At 45.7% G+C, this 24,174-nt stretch carries 18 protein-coding genes; 6 read left to right on the top strand and 12 right to left on the bottom strand.

Translation table 11 applies throughout. The annotated features are described in order from the left end of the window. Window positions 1-400 precede the first annotated feature (400 nt). Window positions 401-895 carry an META domain-containing protein gene (locus tag F0364_RS12940; RefSeq protein ID WP_153798206.1) on the bottom strand — a complete coding sequence of 165 codons (495 nt, stop codon included), beginning with the start codon at window positions 893-895 and terminating at the stop codon, window positions 401-403. Between the two features lie 101 nt (window positions 896-996). Between F0364_RS12940 and F0364_RS12935 the strand changes: the two genes are divergently transcribed. After that, window positions 997-2,592 carry a Na+/H+ antiporter gene (locus F0364_RS12935; protein ID WP_153798205.1) on the top strand — a complete coding sequence of 532 codons (1,596 nt, stop codon included), beginning with the start codon at window positions 997-999 and terminating at the stop codon, window positions 2,590-2,592. A gap of 68 nt (window positions 2,593-2,660) precedes the next feature. Here the strand turns inward: F0364_RS12935 and F0364_RS12930 are convergent, their stop codons facing one another. From F0364_RS12930 to F0364_RS12920, 3 genes are all read right to left on the bottom strand, one after another. Continuing rightward, entirely contained in the window at window positions 2,661-4,760 is a 2,100-nt protein-coding gene (locus F0364_RS12930; protein WP_153798204.1) for a family 10 glycosylhydrolase, read from the bottom strand. 251 nt (window positions 4,761-5,011) lie between these two features. Beyond that, on the bottom strand, window positions 5,012-5,470 hold the full coding sequence (locus F0364_RS12925; RefSeq protein ID WP_153798203.1) for a hypothetical protein: 459 nt from the start codon (window positions 5,468-5,470) through the stop codon (window positions 5,012-5,014). Window positions 5,471-5,473: 3 nt separating this feature from the next. Further along, window positions 5,474-6,022 carry a Panacea domain-containing protein gene (locus F0364_RS12920; protein WP_207632654.1) on the bottom strand — a complete coding sequence of 183 codons (549 nt, stop codon included), beginning with the start codon at window positions 6,020-6,022 and terminating at the stop codon, window positions 5,474-5,476. A 147-nt stretch (window positions 6,023-6,169) separates the two neighbouring features. On the opposite strand from F0364_RS12920, the gene xseA reads away from it, so the two are divergent. The 3 genes from xseA to F0364_RS12905 all read left to right on the top strand — a co-directional run bounded on the left by xseA (window position 6,170) and on the right by F0364_RS12905 (window position 8,650). Next, window positions 6,170-7,573 carry an exodeoxyribonuclease VII large subunit gene (gene xseA, locus F0364_RS12915; RefSeq protein ID WP_153798201.1) on the top strand — a complete coding sequence of 468 codons (1,404 nt, stop codon included), beginning with the start codon at window positions 6,170-6,172 and terminating at the stop codon, window positions 7,571-7,573. Then, window positions 7,570-7,782: an exodeoxyribonuclease VII small subunit gene (xseB, locus tag F0364_RS12910; protein ID WP_153798200.1), complete on the top strand. Its 213-nt coding sequence runs from the start codon at window positions 7,570-7,572 to the stop codon at window positions 7,780-7,782. The genes xseA and xseB overlap by 4 nt, the downstream gene beginning before the upstream one ends. 163 nt (window positions 7,783-7,945) lie before the next feature. After that, complete coding sequence (locus tag F0364_RS12905) at window positions 7,946-8,650, top strand: 3-keto-disaccharide hydrolase (protein WP_153798199.1); 705 nt, start codon at window positions 7,946-7,948, stop codon at window positions 8,648-8,650. A gap of 59 nt (window positions 8,651-8,709) precedes the next feature. Here the strand turns inward: F0364_RS12905 and F0364_RS12900 are convergent, their stop codons facing one another. Next, window positions 8,710-9,177 carry a carboxymuconolactone decarboxylase family protein gene (locus F0364_RS12900; protein ID WP_153798198.1) on the bottom strand — a complete coding sequence of 156 codons (468 nt, stop codon included), beginning with the start codon at window positions 9,175-9,177 and terminating at the stop codon, window positions 8,710-8,712. 59 nt (window positions 9,178-9,236) lie between these two features. After that, on the bottom strand, window positions 9,237-10,079 hold the full coding sequence (locus F0364_RS12895) for a sigma-70 family RNA polymerase sigma factor (protein WP_153798197.1): 843 nt from the start codon (window positions 10,077-10,079) through the stop codon (window positions 9,237-9,239). Between the two features lie 355 nt (window positions 10,080-10,434). Between F0364_RS12895 and F0364_RS12890 the strand changes: the two genes are divergently transcribed. Then, window positions 10,435-13,308, top strand: a complete 2,874-nt coding sequence (locus F0364_RS12890) for a TonB-dependent receptor (RefSeq protein WP_153798196.1) — start codon at window positions 10,435-10,437, stop codon at window positions 13,306-13,308. A 276-nt stretch (window positions 13,309-13,584) separates the two neighbouring features. On the opposite strand, the gene F0364_RS12885 is transcribed toward F0364_RS12890, so the two are convergent. The 5 genes from F0364_RS12885 to F0364_RS12865 form a co-directional block, all read right to left on the bottom strand. Continuing rightward, complete coding sequence (locus F0364_RS12885) at window positions 13,585-15,873, bottom strand: GAF domain-containing protein (RefSeq protein ID WP_153798195.1); 2,289 nt, start codon at window positions 15,871-15,873, stop codon at window positions 13,585-13,587. A 110-nt stretch (window positions 15,874-15,983) separates the two neighbouring features. Next, window positions 15,984-17,018, bottom strand: a complete 1,035-nt coding sequence (ruvB, locus tag F0364_RS12880) for a Holliday junction branch migration DNA helicase RuvB (protein ID WP_153798194.1) — start codon at window positions 17,016-17,018, stop codon at window positions 15,984-15,986. Window positions 17,019-17,453: 435 nt separating this feature from the next. Then, a complete protein-coding gene (locus F0364_RS12875) occupies window positions 17,454-19,898 on the bottom strand; it encodes a GcvT family protein (protein ID WP_153798193.1) in 2,445 nt (814 codons plus the stop codon). Then, window positions 19,895-20,821, bottom strand: coding sequence for a choline kinase family protein (locus F0364_RS12870; RefSeq protein ID WP_153798192.1), 927 nt, complete (start codon window positions 20,819-20,821; stop codon window positions 19,895-19,897). Before F0364_RS12870 ends, F0364_RS12875 begins: the two co-directional genes overlap by 4 nt. A gap of 313 nt (window positions 20,822-21,134) precedes the next feature. Then, window positions 21,135-22,712 (bottom strand): amino acid permease, encoded by a 1,578-nt coding sequence (locus F0364_RS12865; RefSeq protein WP_153798191.1) that lies wholly within the window; start codon window positions 22,710-22,712, stop codon window positions 21,135-21,137. Window positions 22,713-22,875: 163 nt separating this feature from the next. On the opposite strand from F0364_RS12865, the gene F0364_RS12860 reads away from it, so the two are divergent. Beyond that, window positions 22,876-23,388 (top strand): GNAT family N-acetyltransferase, encoded by a 513-nt coding sequence (locus F0364_RS12860; protein ID WP_153798190.1) that lies wholly within the window; start codon window positions 22,876-22,878, stop codon window positions 23,386-23,388. Window position 23,389: 1 nt separating this feature from the next. Here the strand turns inward: F0364_RS12860 and F0364_RS12855 are convergent, their stop codons facing one another. Next, window positions 23,390-24,112 carry a 2-phosphosulfolactate phosphatase gene (locus tag F0364_RS12855; protein WP_153798189.1) on the bottom strand — a complete coding sequence of 241 codons (723 nt, stop codon included), beginning with the start codon at window positions 24,110-24,112 and terminating at the stop codon, window positions 23,390-23,392. Window positions 24,113-24,174: the final 62 nt, after the last annotated feature.

Genomic DNA, 24,174 nt, shown 5'->3' with positions numbered 1-24,174 from the left:
GCAACAGGCGATAAAGGTATTGTTTTTAACAACTACCATGCAAAAGCAATCATGGGCTTATTTAATTATTAGCCCACAAAGACATAGCAGGCTGCAGTTGGCTAAGATTAATAAGTTTTAGGCTATTGCAACACAACATAACCACAACAGAAGCGACAGGCTGCACCACCGGGTGAGGGATTGAAGCGGATACCCCGGTGAGGCTATCGCGGCGGGGCTCTGTGCCGGAGTATGAGCGGAAAGCCCGACCCCTTGCGCAGCTTGGGGGCACCCCCAAATAACAAATACAAAGTACTTCTTATGTAAGATGTGGGATGTACGATGTAAACACTCGTGGGCATCCCACTCGCCATTTGCTACCTACCCACTTGCCATAAAGAATAGTTACGGTATAAATATTTTACGCTTCTTTCAACCGAGGCGTTTTTAAGTTACGCACCCATTTGGATACAACGGTTTCGTTATTCATAAACATTAACACGCCGTTTTCTATCCTGTAACGGTTAACAATAAAAAGATTATCAAGGAAGGCTTTTTCGTTATACCCCTGGCAGGCCATGCGTGTGGTAATTACCTGTTCGTTAAACTTAAGACTGTCAGCCTTTTGCACAAACGTACCGCTCATCCGGTTACAGCCTGTATTACCGGCAAAACTACTTTTAGAAAGATCGAAAATAATCTCGGGGTTATGGCCGGCAGCAGTGTCAGATGCCAGTACAGGTTGCAGTACCCAGCGCCCGTCTAACGTTGCGGTATCTTTATGCTGCACAGTATCGCCGGGAATGGGCAACCCTGCCTTAACCGCTGCGGAGTCTGCATTTTCAGCCGGGCCCGACTGATTATTGCAGGAGGTTATAACAATTGCGAAAAGCAGCATTATCAATGTGGCTTTCATATAGCTTTTTAGAGGTTACTCCAATTTTCCTGCCATATACCTGTACAGATGGCGCCGGATGTTTAAATTGTGGCAAAAACAACCGCAAACAGCCTCTGCTTATGCTTGAAAACAAATTATTACTTGTACTGGTGTTATTGCTGGCGGTAAGCATGCTTTCTATGCTTAGCCAAAAACTGCGTATTTCGTACCCAATCTTCCTGGTACTGGCGGGTTTGGCCATAAGCCTGCTGCCGGATGTACCCCATGTTACGCTTGAACCGGAAGTGGTGTTTATTGTATTTCTGCCACCATTGCTATATGCCGCAGCATGGAACACATCTTGGGCAGAGTTTTGGCGCTTCCGCAGGGCCATAAGCCTGTTGGCTTTTGGGCTGGTGATATTTACATCCGCTGTTATTGCTTTTACGGCACACGCCATTATACCCGGTTTTCCGCTGGAGCTGGGCTTTTTACTCGGCGGCATTATTTCTCCGCCGGATGCTGTGGCTGCTACAAGTGTATTGCAGGAGTTAAAAGTGCCCAAACGGGTTGTTACCATACTGGAAGGAGAAAGCCTGGTTAACGATGCTTCCAGCTTAATTGTTTTCAGCTTTGCAGTGGCAGCGGTGCAAACCGGCGAGTTTGAACTTTCGAAAGCCATTGGTTCATTCACCTGGCTGGTGCTGTTAGGTATTGCCATTGGGCTGGTTATTGGCAACATTATGTACGCTATTCACCGCTACCTGCCCACCACGCCCAGTATTGATACTGCCATTACCATTATTGCACCTTACCTAATGTACATAACTGCGGAACATTTTCATGTATCCGGCGTATTGGCTGTTGTAAGCGGGGGGCTATTTCTTTCCTTCCGCTCCAGTGACATTTTTAGCTATAGTACACGCCTGCAAACGCAAAGCGTGTGGGATACACTGGTGTTTTTGTTAAATGGTGTTGTGTTTATACTTATAGGCCTGCAGTTACCCGAAGTGGTGGGTGGCCTGTGGGATTATTCCTTATCTGAAGCCGTATTGTATGCTGTTATTATAAGCCTGGTAACCATTGCGGTACGGCTTGCCTGGGTTTTTCCGGGCACTTACCTGCCCAGGTTATTGAGCAAAAAAATACGCTTAAGGGAGCAGCGCCCCGGGTGGAAGCCTGTTTTTATTGTAGGCTGGAGCGGCATGCGGGGCGTGGTGTCGCTGGCATCGGCATTGGCTGTACCGCTGGTAGTTAGTGAAGGCGGGCCGGCTTTTCCTCACCGTAACCTTATTCTTTTTATCACGTTTGTAGTAATACTGTTTACACTGGTACTGCAAGGGCTTAGCCTGCCCTGGTTTATAAAACTCTTTAATATAAAAGTGAGGGATAACGAAGAGGAGCAGGAGCAAAGCCTGCAGATTGCACTGGCCACCGCGGCTATCAATTATATTGATACCAACTGTGGCGAACAGGCGGCAGAAGAGGAAGCTTTCCGGCAGCTAAGATTCCGTTACCAGCGGCTTATTGACGCGGCCAGCGAAAAACTGCTGGAGCAGGATGCCGAACGCCCCAACACCAACAGCTTTTTAACCTTCCGGCGCTTATTACTGGAACTGATTGAAGTAAGGCGCAACGAACTGAAAAAATTTCACAAAAACCATACTTACCCCCATGAGCTGATTCGCCGCAAAGAAGAAGACCTTGACCTGGAAGAGGCCAGGCTGAGGAAATGAGACAAATGTGAGATGTGGGATTTAAGATGTACGATGTGCATGTGTTATAGTATTTCCTATGGCAACTATCACTTATCCATTACAATAACTTCAAAGCTTTGCAGTGCATCCAGTTTTGTTTCCAGGTAACCGTTTTTCCATGTAAACGGCAATGCTTTACCCGTACTTAATGCAAACACTTTGGAGGGTTTAAAAGCTGACTGTACTTTAATCTTTATCCCGTACACCGGCAATGGCTTAAAATAGGTATTGCCGCTAAAGCCGGTAAGGTTAATGGCATGAAGCAGTAACCCAGCAACAGGCGCTTTACCCCTGTTGGCTGCTGTATTCTTTCCATATTCGTTTAATACAAATTCAATTCTTCCGGGTGCATTGGTCTGTATTACATCTGCCGCTGTTGGAAGAAGATGTTCAACCACATCCAGCAACAGGTTTTTGTACTGCTGGTAACCATGCTGGTAGTATAACCTGCCGATATTATTGGGAAGCAATACCGCTTTAGCATTCCCATGTTTCTTCATTCCCATAGCGTAATAACCGGTAGGCTCATGCCCGCCAATAATTTCTGGCGGGCCAGGCCGCCCTTTGCTTAATATGGGCAGGTAAGTGCTATCAGCCCCTGTAAAATCATACAGCCCCAGGTTTAATTTCCAGGACAGCATGCTTTGCTTTTCAAGCCGCTTAAAAATTTTTTTACTGTCCGGCCGCAGGTAGTTGCCGCTGCCATCGTTTTCTTTCTTTACAATCCTGGCGCCGAACAATTCAAGCAGCAGTCCAGGGTCATCAAACAGGCTGGTATTGGTAGCGATAATATTTGTTCCGGAACGTACAAGGCTCTTCAGCACCTGTTTGGATGCGGCGCTCAGGTAAGTGATATCAGGCAGCAGCAGCAACTTATATTTCTTTAACTCAGCGGCAAGGTTGGCCAACTGGGCATCTTCTATTATATCGAAAGGAATATGTGCTTCTTTCAGCATTAACTGCAGGCCCCTGTACTCCTGCATGGGCAGCCCGGATGGCCATGACCCCGGCGCTACAACAACAATATTGGCTACCGAACGATAATTGCCAAAATAAGGCTCGTGTTTTTTATGAAAAGCATAAATACTTTTAATTACCTCGTAGTTGCGCTCATCCTCGTAACCACGCATATCGCCCATCATGCTTATATCAAGGCCGGAACCGTTGGCAATGTTTTCGTACAGCCGTATAGCCACTTCTTCCGGTTCAATGGCATTATACCTGCTTTGAAAAGAGATTTGCTGTATGCTGCTGTTGCTGATGATGTGCCGCGGAAAAGAATGTGCGGCATTGCTCACATTGTCTGACGCGCCATAGGGCCAGTAAGGCAATGGGCTGGCCTGGCTTTCATGACGGATAATGTCCACATACTTATCCGAATACGTACAAATGGCTACCTGTTCATTTTTACGCTTTACCATTTCATGCAGGCGGCGTTGCCAGTCTTCCACTGTAACCTTTTTAAATTCCGCATAGCGCTGAAACAAAGTATCTGCCTTATTTTCCTCTTTAGGTAGCGGCAGGCCGCCGCTCCATCCGGCAAAGGCTTTGGCGTCATAATCATTCTGGTCAATGCCCTGGTATTTGTCTTCGTAAGGGTTGCGCACCTGGTAACCCGGCATGTTCAAAAATATTCCGTCAATGGGGTATTTATCCATTACCTCCGCGATTATCTCAAAAGCCTTCTGCTGCACATAAGGCCCGTTAATGCTTACCACATACATGTCTGTATTAATCATCCGTTCACCTTTTGCAGAGATGTAGCACCAGTCGGGATGTTCCTTAAAGATGCTCTCATGTACGCGGCTGAAATCAAAGCGTACTATCACTTTAATGCCGTTGGCATGGCACAGCTTTACCACATCGCCCAGCATATTGCTTTTCATGTATGGGTTGGTGTAATGAAAGGGCATTTGCGTAGGGTAAAAAGCCATAATGCCGCCAGCATTTATCAGTAGTGTATTGGCCGAAAAATTTTTCAGGTCCTGTAACAGTGAATCCGGGTTAAGGGTTGCGGCCTCATAAGCTGGCAAATTGGTTTGAATAACCCGCAGGTTATTTTGTTTCCACCACGGCGCGTCGTTTTTTTGGGCAGATACAAACAGGCATACGCAAGCAAGCAGGCAACAGGCTAAATGTTTCTTCATTGGTTAAAGCGCTGGTTAAAAAATGAAACGGGATAAATATAAGAAAAGTAGTTAGGGGTGGCAGAAGCAAATGCCCGGAGCATTTGCTTCTGCGTTTTTGGGAACGGGCAGAGGTACTGCTGTGAGGCGGCGGTTGTGTCACTCACTTGTAAGTTCGGAACTTTACTGAGCAACCAATACAACATCCCTCTATATAGCGGGGATTCATTGGAATTCATAGATACCAACTGTATATAGAAACAAGAGCACTTTTATAATGTGGCTTTAAAAGCCGACAGAATTGTTTCAACTTCTTCCGTTAAAAATTTTGACTTCAACGCACATTTCAGTACTCTTTTGAGTTCATCGTTTGTAAGCACTCCTAATTTGATGACTCCAAAGGTTTTACTTGCAGCCAGGTTGAATTTCAAAAGAGATTCTTTACGAACATTATTATTAAAAAAGATAAATGTATCCTTCTCAAAATAAAAGTTCTCGTTTCCAACAACATAATTTTTTGGGAAAAAGAAGTAAGGGATATTATACTGTACAGAGCACCCATAGTTTTGTGCACCAACATGCAAATTATTCTGGCTGGTAGTAAGGGAATGGATCAGGTAAGCCTCCGTGTCAGTAGCGTATAACACAACAGAATACTTGTCACGTATAGAATTATCATCTTCAAATTTATAGTTCTTTATCCTTAGGATAAGGCCGGATTTCCATTCCATGTATTAAGCATCAAGATTATCAAGCTCCTCTTGCATCTGCATACTTTCAAAAGCAGATTGGGCAGCCATTTGCAAAATAGGGTTGCTGATTATTAAATCTGTAAAATCAATAGAGTGGTTACTTTTTTTGCCGTATATCCTGAAATTTTCTTTCAAGTGATTGTCAGTAACGCATTTATGCCACAAAGTTTTTTCTTGGTGCAGGATATCAATTAACTGGCGTGCGGAACAATACCCAAAACGATCCACAACATTTTCTATGAGTTCTTTTTCAAAGGCAGAAAACTCATTCAACTGGTAAGTTCCTTTTGGATAGATAACTACCTGTTCCTGGCCTTCAAAACCTTTTTCTCTCTTTGCTTCTATAAAATTGCTCAGGTTTATAGCTTCGCCATTTTGTACAAGTGTTTGGTCGTAACGGAGCTCATTGTACAACTCTTCCGCCACCGGGCCCATTTCCCAAACCTTATAGTCAAGCCAGGTTACAGGGGCACCGGACCGAACATAAGAAGTTTCATCAATCAGGTAAAGTAACTTAAGCGCTTTTGTCATACTCAAGTTTGGTATCCGGGTACTCAGATAGTTAAGCAGGTTTCCAATTTTGCTATTCATTTGACTTCTGAACATACAGCAAAACTAACATTTTTAGTTAAAACATCATATAAGTAAGATATTTGCCTGCTTCAAAGCGCCATCTCAATGCCTGAAACTATTAACGATAAAAAAATATTCTCGCTGCTGGAAGTTACCCAAAGCATCCAGAAAACCCTGGCAGACAGGTACAAGAGTGTATTTTGGGTAAAGGCAGAAATGAACAAGCTTAACCATTACTCTTACTCCGGCCATTGTTACCCGGAGCTGCTGGAAAAGAAGGACGGTAAAGTGGTGGCGCAACTGCGTTCTGTTTTATGGAAGAATGATTTCCTGCGTATTAATAATGACTTTCTGCGCATACTGAAAGAGCCGCTGAAAGACGGCATCCGCATTTTGTTTTGTGCCACCATCAGCTTCGACCCCGTGCATGGTCTTAGCCTGCGTATTATTGATATTGACCCATCCTGGTCGCTGGGAGAATTGGAGAGGGAAAAACAGCAAACGATAGAGCAGTTACAGCAGGAAGGTATTTTTACCTGTAACAAACAGTTAGTACCTGCGCTGTTGCCACAGCGTATTGCCATTATTTCTGTAGAAACCAGCAAAGGGTACGCTGATTTTTTAAAAGTACTCAATGGCAATCACTGGGGCTACCGCTTTTTTCAGCACCTGTTCCCGGCGTTGCTGCAGGGCGATCAATCCGTAGATTCTATCATTAAGCAATTGCAGAAAATTAAAGCGGTGGCCAGCCATTTTGATGTGGTGGCCATCATACGCGGCGGCGGTGGGGATGTGGGCCTATCATCTTACAATAACTACCGGCTGGCCAAAGAAATAGCCTTGTTTCCGTTACCGGTTATTACAGGCATCGGCCACGCCACCAACGAAACGGTTGCGGAAATGGTGGCCTTTAAAAATGCCATAACACCAACTGAACTGGCTGATTATTTAATTCAGTCATTTCACGATTTTGCGGTGCCTGTACAGCAGGCCGAGGAAAAAATAACAACACTGGCCAACCGATTGCTGCGGCAGGAAAAATCAGCGCTGGACAATGAGGTGAAATTTTTTCGTTCTGTAGCCAGGGGCCTGCTGCAAAAGAACCAGCAGTATTTAAATAACCGTGCAAGGTGGATGATAAACCAGGCCATCTATTTAATAAAGCACCACAAAACCGCCCAGCAGCAACTGCAAAGAAGCATTGACAGGAATGCATTACAATCATTAAAAAATACTCATCGCCTGTTGAAGGATGCTGTTACTGCAATTGAGCAGAAAAGCGGCATGTTGTTACATGCCCAACAGGTTGAAATAAACGGCCTGGAAAAAACGGTTAACCTGCTAAACCCCGTTCATGTATTAAAGCGTGGCTACAGCATTACTTTACAAAATGGCCGGGTTGTAAAATCTGTTACTGAAATAAAACAGGGCGATGCCATTACTACCATAACCCACGATGGCAGCATTGCCAGTACGGTATCATCAACCCAAAAAAATACACTACCATGAAAGAAGCCATAACCTATAAAGAGGCATTTGAACAGTTGCAGCAAATTGTAAGCGAAATTGAAGAAGGCGAAATATCGGTGGATGAGCTGTCAGAAAAAGTAAAACTGGCTACCCGGCTTATTAAAATATGCAGGGCCAAACTTACTTCTACTGAAGAAGATGTAAACAAACTGCTGAAAGATTTGGAAGAAGAAACCGGGGAACAGTAATTGTGCCGGGCCTATGGTACATGGGCTGAAAAGCCGCATAGCGAACAAGGCGCAGAAGAGTGCGACGCAACGGAAGCCCAATGCTTGTCCTGCTGCCGGGCCCATAAAAATTTTGCTGCAAACACAACGTGCGCCGCTATATATTTACGGTACCATCATAAACATGAAAAAATACCTTACCACCGCATGCCTGCTAATAAGCGCTGCTTTTTGCACTGCACAAACACACAGCCTTTTTAACGGAACGAATTTTAATGGCTGGCATATTGATGTACCGGCAATGGACACCAATGCCAGCGCCAAAAGCCCTTTTATTATCCGCAATGGCCTGCTGGTAAGCCTTGCCAGTCCGCAGGGGCATATAATAACAGATTCGCTTTACCAGAATTACCGGCTTGAAGTGCAGTATCGTTTTGCAGGCGACCCCGGCAACTGCGGCGTTATACTGCATGCTTCTACACCTCGTATACTGTACAAGATGTTTCCAAAGTCAATTGAGTCGCAACTGATGCATAACAATGCCGGTGATTTCTGGTGTATTTCTGAAAATATCGAGGTGCCTGATATGGAAAAGCGCCGCGGGCCAAAAGCCAACTGGGGTACGGTGGATGGTAAAGAACGCCGTATTAAAAATCTTACCGATAGTTCTGAAAAACCGATGGGCGAATGGAACACGATGGTAATTGAGTGTGTGAGCGATTCTATTACCGTTTGGGAAAACGGAGATCTTGTTAATGCCGGCTACAACTGCACTGCTACCAAAGGCAGTATAGCTTTACAGGCCGAAGGATCGGAAGTGGAATTTAGACAAGTGCTGATAACGCCGCTGAAAGGCTACAAAGCAGAAGCTAAGAATAGTGTTTTGTAAATTAAACTAAGGCAGGAACAAATAATGTTTGCGCCTGCCTCAATTAGAAGAATAGGCTGTTAGTTGGCGGCCACCTTCTCCTTAACCTGGTAATTACCGGGCACACTTCCGAATGACCTTACGATGCGGTTCCACAAATTAATCTGGGCTACGGCCAGCGTAAGTGCGCCAATTTCCTGCGTGGTAAAATATTTGCGCAGTTCATCGTGAATATGGTCGCTGTGTTCGTCTGCCGGCATTTTGGTAAGCGTTTCTGCAAATTCAAGTACAGCCTGCTCTTTTGGTGTATAGTAAGGCGTTTCCCGCCATGCCCCTACTGAAAACAACCGCAGCGGCGTTTCACCGGCATGGGTAGCCTCTTTAAAGTGCATGTCCAGGCAGTAAGCGCAATTGTTGATTAACGAAACCCTGAAGCGCATCAGCTCCAGCAGTTTGTGGTCAAGGCTGCTTTTGCCTATTAATGTTTCTACCTGTAGTAAAGCCTGGTAATAGCCAGCGGGCAAATCCCTGTAAGATATTCTTTCCATAAATGTTGTTTTTACATGTTTTATATAAAAACAAGCCATGCAAAAAAACGTGACAGGTTTCAGGATATTTTTTCTAAAGATTTTAATTTGTCAGGGTTGCGTATTAACCAGATATTCTCAATGATCCCTTCTCTTACAGAAAATATCTGGCAGGTTACCAGTTTGTCATCAACATAGTAGTAAAGGGCTGGCTGATGATTGATGATTTTTTCTTCAAGCCTTAAACTGGCACTCATACTCAAAGTTTTTTTGAATATGCCCAGCATACCGGCAATAACATCTTTTCTGCCATAGATAGGGTTAATAAAGGCAGGCGCTTTGCCTCCACCGTCAGATATAGCCACAATATCCTCATTCAGCAGTTGCTCCAGCCTTGCGGTATCGCCTTTTTGAATTACTTCCAGGTATTTGCCCAGGTACCCTGGCGGCACGCTGCTATCCGGCAGGGCATCTTCTTTTAGCTGGCTTTTTGCACGGCTAAGCAATTTGCGGGAGTTTTCAACCGTAATATCCAGGGCACGGGCTATTTCTTCATGATCGTAATCAAAAGCCTCTTTCAGTATAAATACCGCCCGTTGTTTGGGGTTTAGTTTTTCCAGCAGTACCATCAGCGAGTAAGACAGCACTTCGCGGCGGTTGATGGCGGTATCCGCCTGCTCTGTTGCAATTGGTTCCGGCAACCATTCACCGGTATAACCCGCTTTCATTTTCTGCAGCTTCTTTTTCGCGTTAATGGAAAGGTTAATAACCGTACGCACCAGGTAGGCCTTTTTGTCGTCTATACGGCTGGCATCTATATGCATAAACTTTAGAAAAGCATCCTGCACTACGTCTTTCGCCTCTTCCAGCGAGCCCAGTATGTTATAAGCGTAGGTGGTTAATAACGGTCTTAGCGCCTCCATATACCGCTAAGGTAAAGCGTAAACAATAATTGAGGCTCCAGGGGCGCCAGATGGAGTAATGTTTTAAGGGGGTGCCCCCAAGCTATCGCAAGGGGTCGGGCTTTCCGCTATTACTCCGGCACAAAGGCCCGGCTGCTATGGCCTCACCGGGGTAACCGCTTCAATCCCTCACCCAAGGTGTAACCTGTTGCGTTATTTGCAGCCACGCGGCCATGCAACTGTTTTAAACCTTGGATAGATTTTGCTCCCATTTTTGCAAAACATCTCTTTCTTTTCAGCAGTTTTTAATGCCAGCCCGCGCAAGCTTCCATTAAATATGCATTAACTTGTTGTTAACTTAAAACTAATAACTGCTATGCGACTCGTCAAACTTCTGCTTCCAGTAGTATGTCTACTGTTATTTCTGGGTGCTTCGGCACAAAAATTTACTGTTACCGGTAAGGTAACAGATGCGTCAACCGGCGCCGGTGTGGAAGGCGCTTCTATAAAAGTTCAATCAACAAAAACAGGTACGCTTACCGGCAAAGACGGAACTTATACAATACAGGCAGAGCGTAACGATGTACTGGAAATAAGCTACGTAGGTTTTGCCACCCAAACAGTAAACGTAAACGGGCAACCGGTTATTAATATTTCGCTTCAGCCATCCATAACCGAACTGGGGCAGGTTGTTTTGATAGGCACCCGGCGTGCCGGGCGTATCAAAACAGAAACACCCGTTCCCGTTGATGTTGTTAATGTCTCGCAAGCTGCTTTACCTACTGGCCGTATGGACGTAACATCAATCTTAAATTATGCTGCCCCATCATTCAACTATAACAAACAAAGCGGTAGTGACGGAGCAGATCACATAGACCTTGCAACATTAAGGGGACTTGGCCCGGATCAAACATTGGTATTAATTAACGGTAAACGCCGCCATCAAACTGCTTTTGTTGCCGTATTCGGAACAAGGGGAAGGGGTAATTCCGGTACGGATTTAAGTGCTATACCCGTGTCTGCCATAGACCGTATTGAAATTTTGCGAGATGGTGCATCCGCCCAATATGGTTCTGATGCAATGGCGGGTGTTATCAATATCATTCTCAAAAAAGATGTACAGAAATTCAGCGCAAATATTGGTTATTCGGGATACCTGGATAACAAGTATAATACCTACAAAGTGCGTACTAGCGGCGAATACAGGAACAATGGAAAGATTGACGGAAACGCCGTAAATGTAGGGTTGAATTATGGATTGCCGATTGGCAATGGAGGCTATGTAAACTTCGCAGGACAGTTAATTGCTAACGGAAAAACATTCAGGCAAGAGTTGAACAATAACCTTGACGATAAAAATTCATTGCCGGTAAATTATGTAAGAAGAGCAAATGGCGACGGTTCTCTAATAAATGGCGGAGGCACTTTTAACATGGAAATTCCGTTTTCCGGTAGCAAAACAAGTTTCTACGCATTTGGCGGCTACAACTTTAAAAAATCTGACGCTTTTGCATTTACAAGAGATTTCTCTGGCCGTCCCGAGCGTTTTCCCACAACGGGCATAGATGATGATGTGGCTTTAATTAATGTTCCAGAAATTATGTATAAGACTCCTGATGGGGATACTCATTTTGACCCACATATACAAACGAGAATTAAAGATCTGTCAATATCAGCTGGTGTTAAAGGCAAAATGGCGGGAGACTGGCAGTGGGATTTCAGCAATACGCTGGGCAGAAATGATTTTCATTATTATGGAGATAAAACATTTAACGCTTCACTTGGCGCCAACAAAACGCATTTTGACGATGGCGGCTTCAACTTTTTACAGAATACTGCTAACCTTAATTTCTCCAAAGAAATACCCGGTATTGCTGCAGGTTTTAACCTGGCTTTTGGCGCCGAATACAGGTATGAGAAATATACCATATATAGGGGCGAAGAAGCTTCTTACAAAACTTACACGCCTAACTATCTTTTCAGAGATTCAACAAGGGATGAAAATGGCAATCCTGTTTTTGATGATAATGGCGATGCGCTTTTCGATAGTACTTTTAAAGCAGGTGGCTCGCAGGGCTATCCCGGTTACCAACCCGGGGATGAAGTAAGCGCTAACCGCAATGTAGTAGGCGCATATATTGATGCTGAGATTGACGTTACAAAAAAGTTATTGCTGGATGCAGCGATAAGAATTGAAAACTACAGTGACTTTGGGTTTACCAGTAACTACAAGCTGGCAGCACGTTTCAAGGCTACCTCAATTTTTAATGTCAGGTGGTCTGTAAGCACAGGTTTCAGAGCGCCGTCACTTGCACAGATTAATTTCAGCAATACTTTTACTACCGTTCAGGGTGGCAATATAGCTGAGGTAAAGATTGCCCCCAACTACAGCCCCATCACAAAATCTGCCGGTATAGACGAACTGAAACAGGAAAAATCTTTAAATGCCAGCCTTGGTTTTAGTTTGCAACCTGCAAAAGGGCTTACCATAACATTAGATGGCTACTGGGTAAAGGTAAAAGACCGTGTAGTTCTCTCCGGCCAGTTCAGCGCGGATGACCCTACACTCGACCCTGTTTTTACCAGCACATTAAAAGGGCTTAATGTTAGCCTTGCACAATTTTTTGCCAATGCCGTAAATACAACCAACAAGGGTGTTGATATTGTGATTGACTATAACCGGCAATTTGCCGGAAAGCAAAACTTCAGGGCATTGTTTACGGCAAATTTTCAGAAGATGACTATAGACAAGGTAAATGTACCTTCAAGATTATCAGCAACACCGGAATTGCGTTCCACATTCCTGAGCGAGAGGGAAAAGAATTTTATTCTGGCTTCTGCGCCAAAAGCAAAATTCTCTTTCAACCTTGAATATGGCAAAGACAGGTTCACCGTGGGCACAAGATTTACCTATTTTGGCAAAATTGTATTGATGGGATATGGAGATGGCAGCAATCCGGCTAATGTACTGTTACCACAGGTACCAACCGATGCTACCGGCGCCTATGTTCCTGATCAATACAACTATTCAGGCAAACTTGTTACAGATGTATTTGCTTCTTTTAAACTTGCGAAAAGCATCACACTTTTTGCGGGAGTAGATAATTTATTTAATGTGCACCCCGATTTGGGAGTGGCGCCTGGCGCAAAAGGATGGGCATTTAATAACGAAACCGGCGGGCCCTGGGACGCTGTACAAATGGGCGGAAACGGCATGCGCCTGTTTTCTAAATTGGCGCTTAATTTCTAATCACGCCAGTAGGCTTTATCTTAAAAAAATTACTGTCAGGCTAAGTTCTGCTTATGGCGGCGCTTAGCCTGACAGTATTAATTTCGGTATCATAGTCGCCGGTTATTTAAGATTAATTGGTTATAAGGTAAAGACCGGTTAACCGGATTACTGAAACACATGCTGCATAATGGTGACGCAGTTGTTGCACAATGGCGAATAGGATTACAGAACGTACAAGTGAGTGACACAACAGTCGCTTAATAGTAGCAATAAAGTTGGTCCCATAAAAAGCCCTTATATTTCCTGACGGGTAATTTCTACCCGTAATGCTTTAAGGCCCGATATGCCCTGCAGATCTTCTACTTCCAGTTTTTCAACAATGCCCTGCAGCAGGCCCTGCTGTTGCAGGTTGCGTATATAACCCAGGTATTCTTCTTCTTCTACCTCGCTGGAATATACAATGGTAACCTTGCCAGCCTGGGTAATGCGTTCGTGGCTATTTTTTACATGGGCCTTATCAATACGCTTTTTTACAATCTCAAAACGGGCATTGTAACTGCCGTCTACATCAAAACGTTTTTCATCCATTCTAAAGCGTATGGCAATAGGGGAGTGATATACAAGAATAAGCGTTGTTACATCTAACCCATAAGGCAGCGAGGGCTTTAGTTTTTGGTGGGCAATCTCCATGCGGCAAAGGCATTGCAACTGCCATAAGCGTAGGTCATACAGCTTTTGCATGGTAAAAGCCTGGCCCGGCGCTATGGATGGCCCTATGTACAGGTTGTGTTCAACACCATCTGTTTTAAACCTTTCAAAGTAATGGGGAAACAATTGCTGGGCCTGGTGCTGGCTATCGTCAATAATATCTGCCAGAGTTTCATTAATCTGCGAAACAGTTGTTTCGTATTTATGGCGGTGAACATGAAAAGTACCGTTATTGTTATTGGCTTCCTTAAAATATTCCTGGATGGCCGGTAAAGGCAGTTGTTTCAATACAGGATGTACAGCCGTTTCAATGTAGGTGCTGACAGATTGTTCTGTATCGGCCTTTAGTGGCGATGACAACTCTGCCAGGTACTCTTTAACCTGGTGCAACAATGGCTGAAGGCTTGTATGCGTGTTCTGTTTTACTTGCTGCAACAGGGCCTGCAGCGTTGTTAGCTGCAGCTTCAAATCGTTCTGCAGGCTGGCATTGCGTGCTTCTGATGAGCCTTTGATATCAACCTGGCCATACAGCGGATACACATCGGAAAAAACAATTTCTTTGGGCACGTAATTTTTACCGGAGAACCGGCGGCGTATCAGCTTTTGCGCCTCCTCTTTAAACTTCCAGTACACACTGCGGTGTATGCTGGTGTACCTGTCCTGTATAACAGCCTGTACTTCGTTTTGCAACTGTGCTACCAGCCGCTCAACTGTATCGGTTAAAAAAGGCATTACCACCTGCAACTTGTTGGCGTTAATGGTATTTAATTCCCGTGGCCGCGATGAAACAACTTCCAGCACACCCAGCAGCACGTTGTTTTTTATAACCGGCGCTAAAATAAAGCTGTGTATATCCTGGTTAAGAAACCTTTTGGCCAGCAGGTTTGCAGGCTGCGCTGCCAGTACATCCGCCGTATTTGACACCGCGAAATAACTGTTCTCTTTAACCAGGCAGTTGTACGATTGAGAGCATAACAAATCCTGCGCTTGTGTATAGCCGCCATTCTGCAGTATAAAGCTGCGTATCTGCTGGCCAAAATTTTCAGCGCTAAAACTGCCGTCTTCCGGGTTATAAATGCTAAAGCCAATCTTAAGGTCTGGTATGCGGAAGATGGAACGGAAAATAGATTCCACGCTGTCCTGGAAGCCTTCCGTATGCAGGCCCAGCAGTTTCTCTTTAAAAATAGAAACCGCATTTTCTACCGTGGCATCAAACAACGTCATGATGGCGAAGCCTTTCAGTATCCAGCTTTCGGGGGGAAACATTTCTTTCCATAAGGCAAGGTCATCATAGTTGTCCATCAGCAGGTGCAAATCATCCTGCGTAAGTTGCCTGGATTTTTCAGTAGGCAGTATATCCAGGAAATCGGCGTTGTATAAAATACGGTAATGCCGGGTAATGCCCTCCGCGGTGGGTATATCGTAAAACAGCGGGCGGCCAAAATCCAGCCGGGTACCATAAAACTCGTTAAGGATAAGGCAGCAGCTTAGCACATAGGACTGGTGGTCGTCAAAATCTCGTATGCTAAGGTCAAAACCCGGCCCAGCGGACGCAAGTATGTTCTGAAAACGCTGCGTATGGTTAAAGAATACATCCGTGTAAGGTATGTTTACCGCCTTAATTTCGTTAAGGGTTAAAGCAGCCGGAAAATAATCCGCCAGTAACCTGCTGATAAACGCTTTGTTGTTTTCAATTTGCACGGCCGAGGTTATACCTGTTCTTAACTCCGGGTAAAGCCGGGCTTCCTGTAACAACTGCCTGGCCCTTTCGCCAGTAGCATCGCTATTAAGCGCCTGGGCTTCCAGGTTACCCAGCAGCAGCGAAAAACTTAACTGCAATTGAAAAGGTGATTCAGAAAAGGGAAGCAGGCTCATGCCGGTAAGTTTGAAATTGTGCCCAAAATTAATGGAATATCGTTTGGATTAAATCCAAACAAAGCCCTGAACTGTTGCCTGTTGCAGGCACATGGTGCATACCGGTATAATCAGCTAAACAACATTCCCGGCAAAGTATTGTTTAAGGGGTTTTTGCCCAGGTGGTTGTATGCTTTATGGGTAACCTCCCGCCCCCTGGAAGTGCGTTGTAAAAAACCTTCCTGTATTAAGAAGGGCTCATATACTTCTTCCAGGGTGCCCGGCTCTTCGCCAACAGCGGTGGCGATGGTAGTAATACCTACAGGCCCGCCCTTGAACTTTTCAATAATAGTGCTTAGTATGCGGTTATCCATTTCATCCAGCCCATGCTCATCCACATTCAGCGCCTTTAGGGCATGCTGGGTTATGCCCAGATCAATATTGCCATCGTTAAGTACCTGCGCAAAATCACGCACCCTTCTTAAAAGGCCGTTGGCAATACGCGGCGTGCCACGGCTGCGGCGGGCAATTTCATGGGCGGCGTCTGTTGTTATGGAGGTGCCCAGGATAGCCGAACTTCTTTCAATAATTTTTTTCAGCACTTCAGCCGTGTAGTATTCCAGCCTGCTTTTTATGCCGAACCTTGAAAGTAACGGCGCTGTAAGCAGGCCGCTGCGGGTTGTGGCGCCAATGAGTGTAAAGGGGCTTATATTAATCTGTATGCTCCTGGCGTTAGGGCCGCTGTCAATCATAATGTCAATCTTAAAGTCCTCCATCGCGGCATACAGGTATTCTTCCACAACAGTGCTCAGGCGGTGTATTTCATCTATAAACAATACATCATTGGGCTCCAGGTTGGTAAGCAGGCCGGCAAGGTCACCAGGTTTTTCTATAACCGGGCCGCTTGTTTCTTTTATGTTAACGCCCAGCTCGTTGGCTACAATGCGGCTAAGCGTTGTTTTACCCAGGCCGGGCGGGCCATGAAATAATACATGGTCCAGCGCTTCCCCGCGTATTTTAGCAGCTTTAATAAATATTACCAGGTTTTCAATCAACTGCTGCTGCCCGGAAAACTCCACTATCTCTTTTGGACGAATGTTGTTTTCGTATTCTTTTTCCGCGGCGCTCAGTTGCGATTTTTCTGTATGTAAGTTTGGATTGGCCATATCGTTCACCCGTTACCGTAAAGCTAAGTTCTTTAGCTGCAAAGCTGCACATAATTTTCGATCCTGCCCCGTAAAACTATACGGGTCTGAAAAGCCGCCCAATGAACCGAAGGATGAAAGGATTGATTATCATTTGGTCTTTCACTGAAAGACCAAATGATAACAAAACCATGTTTGCAAGGGACGGTGCTACAGGGCTATGTCGCTGGTAGCCAAAATGCTTCCTCGTCACGGGTAAAAAAAATTATAGGCCCGGCAGGAGGAATAAGCATGAGGCATCGTTGCGTCGCACTCTTTGGCGCTTTGTTCGCTATGCAGCAAGGTGCGGCGGTGTAATTGGCTTTTATGGTGCATTTGAGCAGCTTTCAAAAATGTGACTCACCAACAAAAACTGCGATATCATAAAAGCTGTATAAACATTTTTGTATAGATACGCTATTCCCTCACCCTCGTCCCCTTGGCATCGTACAGCGGCCCCTGTGCAATTTTTCCTTTTATCCAGTCACCGAATACGAGTATTTCTATTTCCGTGTCAATAGCGGCCAGTTCTATGGGCAAATAAGCAAATGCAATAGAAGAACCTATGTAGGCGCCATACCCCCCTGATGTAACCCGTCCGGCAACTTTTCCTGCAACTTTTACCGGCTCGTTACCTAATACAAGTGCACGTGGATTATTTAGTAAAATTGTGACCAGTTTTTTCTTAAGCTGTTTATTTAGCAATGCGGTTTTGCCTTTGAAATCTTTATTCTTTGCTACCGCAAAATTTAACCCTGCTTCATAAGGAGTTTCTTCCGGCGTAATATCGGCGCCCCAGTACAGGTATCCCTTTTCTGTCCGCAATGCATCAATGGCTTTATAACCGCAAGCTACCATGCCATAAGCCTGGCCTTTGCGCCAGAGCAATTGCCACAGTTCCAGTCCCTTTTCAGCCGGGGCATAAATTTCGTAACCCAATTCGCCAACAAAGGTTACACGTACCAGTTGCACAGGTATGCCGCCAATGTTAGTGGGGCGCATGCTTAAGAAAGGCATTGCTTTGGTTGAAAGATCAATATCTGTAAGTGTTGACATCATTTCTCTGGACAATGGCCCCCAAATGCCAAAGCAGGTTAACGATGCCGTTACATTTCTGATAGTAACGGAACCATCTTCGGGCAGGTGGTCAGTAAGCCAGGCCCAATCGTGCGTATGCAGGGCGGTGCCGGAAATCATACGGAAGGTTTGCTCATCTAACTGGGTAATGGTTACGTCACTTTCTATGCCACCATCGTCGTTAAGCATTTGGGTATAGGTTACGCTGCCTGTCCCCTTGTTTACCTTATTGGCACACAAGTTTTCCAGGAAAGCACTTGCCCCGGGCCCGGAGATTTCGATTTTGGAGAAAGAAGATTCGTCAAATATGCCCAGCTTTTCACGGGTGGCCAATGATTCTGTTACAATTGCGGTGCTCCAGTTTTTTCCGGCCCAGCCCGCAGGCCTTAAGGACTCGTAAGCCATATCCTCGTTTGTCTTATAGTAATTTACACGTTCCCAGCCGGATTTCTCACCAAAAACGGCCCCATGTTGCTGGTGCCATTCATAAGCCGAACTCACTTTTAATGGCCTGCCAGCTTTTCGGTCATCACCGGGGTAGCGTATGTCGTAATACATCTCATAATTTTCTACCACACGGGCCAGCGTGTAAGAATAAGATTTGTACTGCGCCCCAAACCTGCGTACATCCATTTCCCATAAATCCAATGTAGGGTGCCCATCCAGCAGCCAGGCTGCCATCTCCCTGCCAATGCCGCCAGCGCCGGCTATGCCATGCGCACAAAAACCTGCCGCTACATAAAAGCCTTTTACCTGCGTTGGGCCCAGGCAAAATTCATTATCCGGCGTAAAAGCTTCGGGGCCGTTAATCATCTTTCGTATGGGTGCATGTGCCATGGCAGGTACCCGGAGTGCTGAGTTAATCATAATTTCCTCCATGCGTTCCCAGTCCTCGGCCAGTAGCTTGCCGTTAAAATCAGCAGGTATTTCGTCTACCAGTTCGCTGTTTAAAAAAGCCGGGGCTGAATGCCTTTCGTAACCGCCCATTACCAGGCCTGCACCATCCTCACGGTAATAAACCAGGTGGTCGGGGTCACGCAGGGTAGGCAGATGCGGCGCATTTTTATCCACCTGCCTGAAGGCGCCTGTTACAAGGTACTGGTGGCTCATAGGTACGATTGGGACGCGTACATCCAGCATACGGGCAACTTCTGCTGTATAAAACCCACAGGCGGCTACTACTTTTCCTGTTTTTATGGTCCCTTTATCTGTGGTAACCGATACTACATGGTTACCCTTTGTGTTGATAGCGGTTACCCTGGTTTGCTGAAAAATTTTCACCCCCATGCGCCTGGCTTCGCCAGCCAGGGAGTTACACAGCAGGCTGGGGTCAAGGTATCCGTCGGTAGGCAGGTAAGTAGCTGCCAATACCTTCTCGGTTGACATGAGCGGGAATAGCTCCTGCGCCCTTTCTGCTGTAATTTCTTCTAATGGCAAGCCAAAAGTGGTGGCCCAGGCTACCTGTTTTTTTAGCTCCTGTTCTCTCTCCGGTGTGCAGGCAACTCTAATGCCGCCACATTCTATCCAGCCCGGATCGGTATCGGGGTTTTGGGCAAGTTTGCGGTAAAGTTCGGCGCCATACATCATCATAGACGTAAGGGTAACAGAACCTCTTAGCTGCCCAACCAGGCCTGCCGAGTGAAAAGTAGAACCGCTGGTTAACTCTCCACGCTCTATAATTACCACATCGGCAGCTCCTTTTAATGCCAAATGGTACGCGATGGATGCGCCGGCAACGCCGCCGCCGATAATAACAATACTTGCCTCTGAGGGTAACTGGTTCATGAATTGTGTTGCTTTATAGTATGTAAGATATTGTCGTATTCTTCACTCAGTAATTCGGGCAGTACAGAATTCCATTTCTTCATGCCCCAGGTTCTGAAATCAAAGTCAATGCTGGAAACAGCTTCCTGTATGCAGGCCCACATCGTCCAGCCGTAACGTGCAATCATTGACCATGCACGTGCACGGGCCACTTTTGCTGTCACATCTTTTTGCCAGTATGCCCCGCAAAGTGTGTGAAGGTCATTTAGTGATAAGCCACTTTCGCTGGCCAGGTTGCCTATTTCAAAAGAGGCTTCGTTAAGGCCGGAGTATTCATAATCTATAATCCAGATATGCTGGCCGTCGTCCATAAAGTTTTCCGCCAGCAAATCGTTGTTGCAGGATACCAGCGGTTCTGGAGTAACGGCAATAGCTTCTTCCAGCGCCAGTACCCTGTATTCAGTTTCCAGGTATTGCCCTGGTATAAAGTAGCCGTTCTCAAGTACCGTTTGCAGGTATCGTTTGCGTATGGAGGGAAAATGAAATGTACCTTCAAAAGCAGGCCCGCTATGCAGTAACCGTAACGAAGCTGCCATCCTGTTAAGCAATACGGTGTTGCCGTGCATGTCCTGCGGGTGCAGTGTTTTGGCATTTATCCAGCTTATAACCAAAACGCCGTCCTCTACCAGCGAATCAATCACGGCCGGGCCAACGCCGGCTTCGTAAGAGCGTTGGGTATTTATTTTTTCATGCAGCCGGTTAATACCTAACACGTTGGGCTCACTATCGCTTACCCGCATTACATACGTGCCGGTTGGCGTATCTACCCGGTAGTTTTTGTTGGTTAGGCCGCCGCCGAGTATATGCATGCCGGTTACAGCGGACAGCCTGGGAATGCGGCCCATAAAAGCGCTTAACCTTTCATCGTGCAGCAATGTTGACATAGTAGTACTGTTAAGAAGGCTGTGAGTTTTGAGCTATGAGCCGTTGGCTTTTTGCCTTCACCAAGATTTTTGCCTGATTTTCTGGTTTTATTATTTTCGGTCGCTTGTAAACACTCCCTTTTATACTGCAAATCGGCAGAGCATCCGGCAGCTCACAGCTCAAAACTCACCGCTTACTTTATACCCGCTTAAATGCTCAATAAAGAACAAGCCGCAGAAGAGTGCGACGCAAGGGACGCCTCATAGTAATTCCTGCCGCCGGGCCCATAAAATTTTTCTTGTTTTTTAGTTGAATAGTTGATACAGGTATTGTTTACCCCAATTGCTTTATTGGCCCTTTAAACCACTTTTTTACTGACAGGTGCCACCATATCCATAAAAACAAGAGTGTAAGCCCTACCAGGATGGGCGCATAGTTTACGGCCAGCCAGGTAAAGTTTTCGCTGCCCGGCACTGCCGATGGCTCAAACGGCAATATGAAATAAATACATACCACAATTATTTCCAGCATGGCTACAGGCGCCATCCATTTGTAATGTTTACCCAGGTTCCACTCGCCGGCGTTAAAACGGCTGCCTGCACGCCACCGCAGCCAGATGGGAATAATAAAAGCCAGGTATAAGCCAATAACCCCAACGGATACCACCGCGTAAAAGGCAGTGGGTATGCCCCTGGGGCTTTTCCATAAAGCGGGCAGCGTTATGAGTACGCCAATAAGCGCTGACCCTAATACGGCATGCACCGGTACATGGGTTTTGCTGTTTATCCTTGCCCAATATTTATGGCCGGGTATGGCGCCATCCCGGGAAAAAGCAAACATCATACGGGAGCAGGATGTGAGGCAGGCTATAGCACAAAATAATTGCCCGCCGGTGGAAATAAGCAATACTATTTTGAACATAAGCGGGCTAAGCGCATTTTCTAAAATAGTAATAACAGAGCCGCTGCCATAGGGGTTGATGGCGGTATCGAATGAGCTTACCACATCTGGCCTGGTGGCGGCAGATAAAAATGCCAGCAACAAAATGTAGCCGCCGACAGAAGAATAAAAAACCGATTGCCAGATGCCTTTTGCGGCGGTAAGATGGGCGCCCTGGGTTTCCTCGCTCATGTGTGCCGATGCATCGTAACCGGTAATGGTGTATTGCGTTAATAAAAAGCCCAGCGGCAGCACATACAGCCAGTACATAGTGCCATTGGAAAAGCCTGAGTTGTTGATTTGCTGTGTAAAAATCCATTTAACTGTTTGATGTTCTGCCGGTACGGCGATGAGTATAACAATAACCAGTGCGGCGCCAAACACGTGCCACCAAACAGAGATATTATTAAGCATGGCCTGCACCTGGCTGCTGAAACAGTTAAGCACTGTTATTACAGCCATGATAATAACAAACCAGGCGAATTGCTGCTTAATATTATCCCCACCAAAAAAAGCAGCAGAATACCCGCTAAAGTAAGTACCAAGTACAATGTTTAAAAAAGTGGCTACACCATATACCACAGACGCTGTTACCGCCAGCAACCCAATGAAGTTGAGCCAGCCGGTATAAAAACCGGTTTTTGCACCCCCGAGTTTGGATGCCCACCAGTAAATGCCCCCGGAGGTAGGGTATGCCGAAGCCAGTTCTGCCAGGCATAGAGCTATGATTAAAATAAACGCCGATATGAGTGGCCACCCGATGGAAATGGCAATGGGGCCGCCATTGTTCCACGCCTGGGAAAAAGTGGTGAAGCAGCCACTGAGAATGGAGATAACAGAAAATGATATAGCGAAGTTGGAAAACCCCGACCACGACCTGTTTAGCTCCTGCTTGTAACCCAATGCTGCCAGCCGCTTTTCATCTTCTGATAAATGTATTTCCTGTTGTGTTGCCGTTTCGGTTGGTTGCATTGCTGTTTGGTTGGTGAAGGATGTATAAATTTAAATGATTAAGTTTTAAAAAACGAGGCGCAATCGTTTGATTGAAATAACTTGTCAGCAAAAATTATCAATTGCACATTTTGTGTAATATATGCAGGCGCTTTTAATGCCCCTTACAACAAATGCCATGTATATGAATGATACGGCAACCAAGGTTATAATACGCCCCTGGAGAAGGGACGATGCACAGCAACTGGCATCTGTAGCCAACAACCGCAGTATCTGGAACCAGGTACGAGACAGGTTGCCCAGTCCTTACACGGTGATGGATGCTTTGCAATGGATTAACCACTGCGCTACGCAGCAACCTGCCGTAAACTTTGCCATTGTGTATAACGATAAGGTGGTTGGCAGCATTGGATGTGTGCCTAAAGAAGATGTTTACCGCAAAACTGTGGAAATTGGGTACTTTATAGGCGAACCCTACTGGAACCGGGGCATTGCGACCGAAGCTGTTGAACTGCTGCTGGCGTATGTCCAGCGTCAATTCAGCGTTATCCGCGTTTATGCCGAAGTTTTTGAAAACAATAAAGCATCCATGCAGGTGCTGCGCAACAATGGCTTTTACCTGGAGGGGATACGCCGCAAAGCCGTTATAAAAAATAACGTCATCATGGATGACTATGTTTGGGTGAAGTTGCTCTAAGCTACTGCAATGCCAATGCCCCATCTTTATATACCGGCAGCACGTTGGCAACATCCGCCGTTATGCAATACTGCAGGTCTTTTTCCAGGCCATAAGCCGCCAGCCGGTGCCAGTGAGAGGTTCTTTGTACAAAGCTGTAAAGGTCTCTTTTGTGCAGGTGGTACATATCTTCCGCCATCAGGCTGCTATCGCATTGTATGGTAAAATGTTCTTTAATGCTTTCTATAACAGCGCCGGCAAACAAAGTATCTTCCATATTAAAACGGTTCTTCCAGGCAGAGCAGCCCAGTATAACATTCTTGCCTTGTTGTACAAGATGTCCGCATACAGCCGAGAGATTGGGGAAGGAGCCGGTGATAACTTCCGATGCGCCATTTTCCAGCGCCATGTGCAGCAGTTTGGTGCCGTTGGTGGTGGTAAGCACCAGGGTTTTGCCTTCAATAAATTCACGATAATACTCCGCCGGAGAATTACCGTGCTGCAGACCTTCAATTACTTTACCGTCACGCTCCCCGGCAGTTATGGCGTTTAGTTTGCTGCCAATGGCAATGCAGTCTTCCACGCCGGAAACGGGTATCACTTTTTCGGCGCCATTGTATAAGGCTGTAGCAATGGTTGATGTTGCACGAAAAACATCTATGATAACAACAATGCTGTCAGATACATCATACAGGTTTAACAGCCCGGGAGATAAAATGGTATATAAGGAAGGTTTGTTTTGCATGGCCGCAAATATAGCGTACAACATTTATGGTAAGGCGGCCCTATGGTTAAAGGGAGTTTTTA

Origin of the sequence: Foetidibacter luteolus (genome assembly GCF_009650435.1) — a bacterium.
Lineage (GTDB): Bacteria > Bacteroidota > Bacteroidia > Chitinophagales > Chitinophagaceae > Foetidibacter > Foetidibacter luteolus.
The sequence above is the reverse complement of the archived record's forward strand: the minus strand, read 5'-3'. Positions and strand labels throughout refer to the sequence as shown.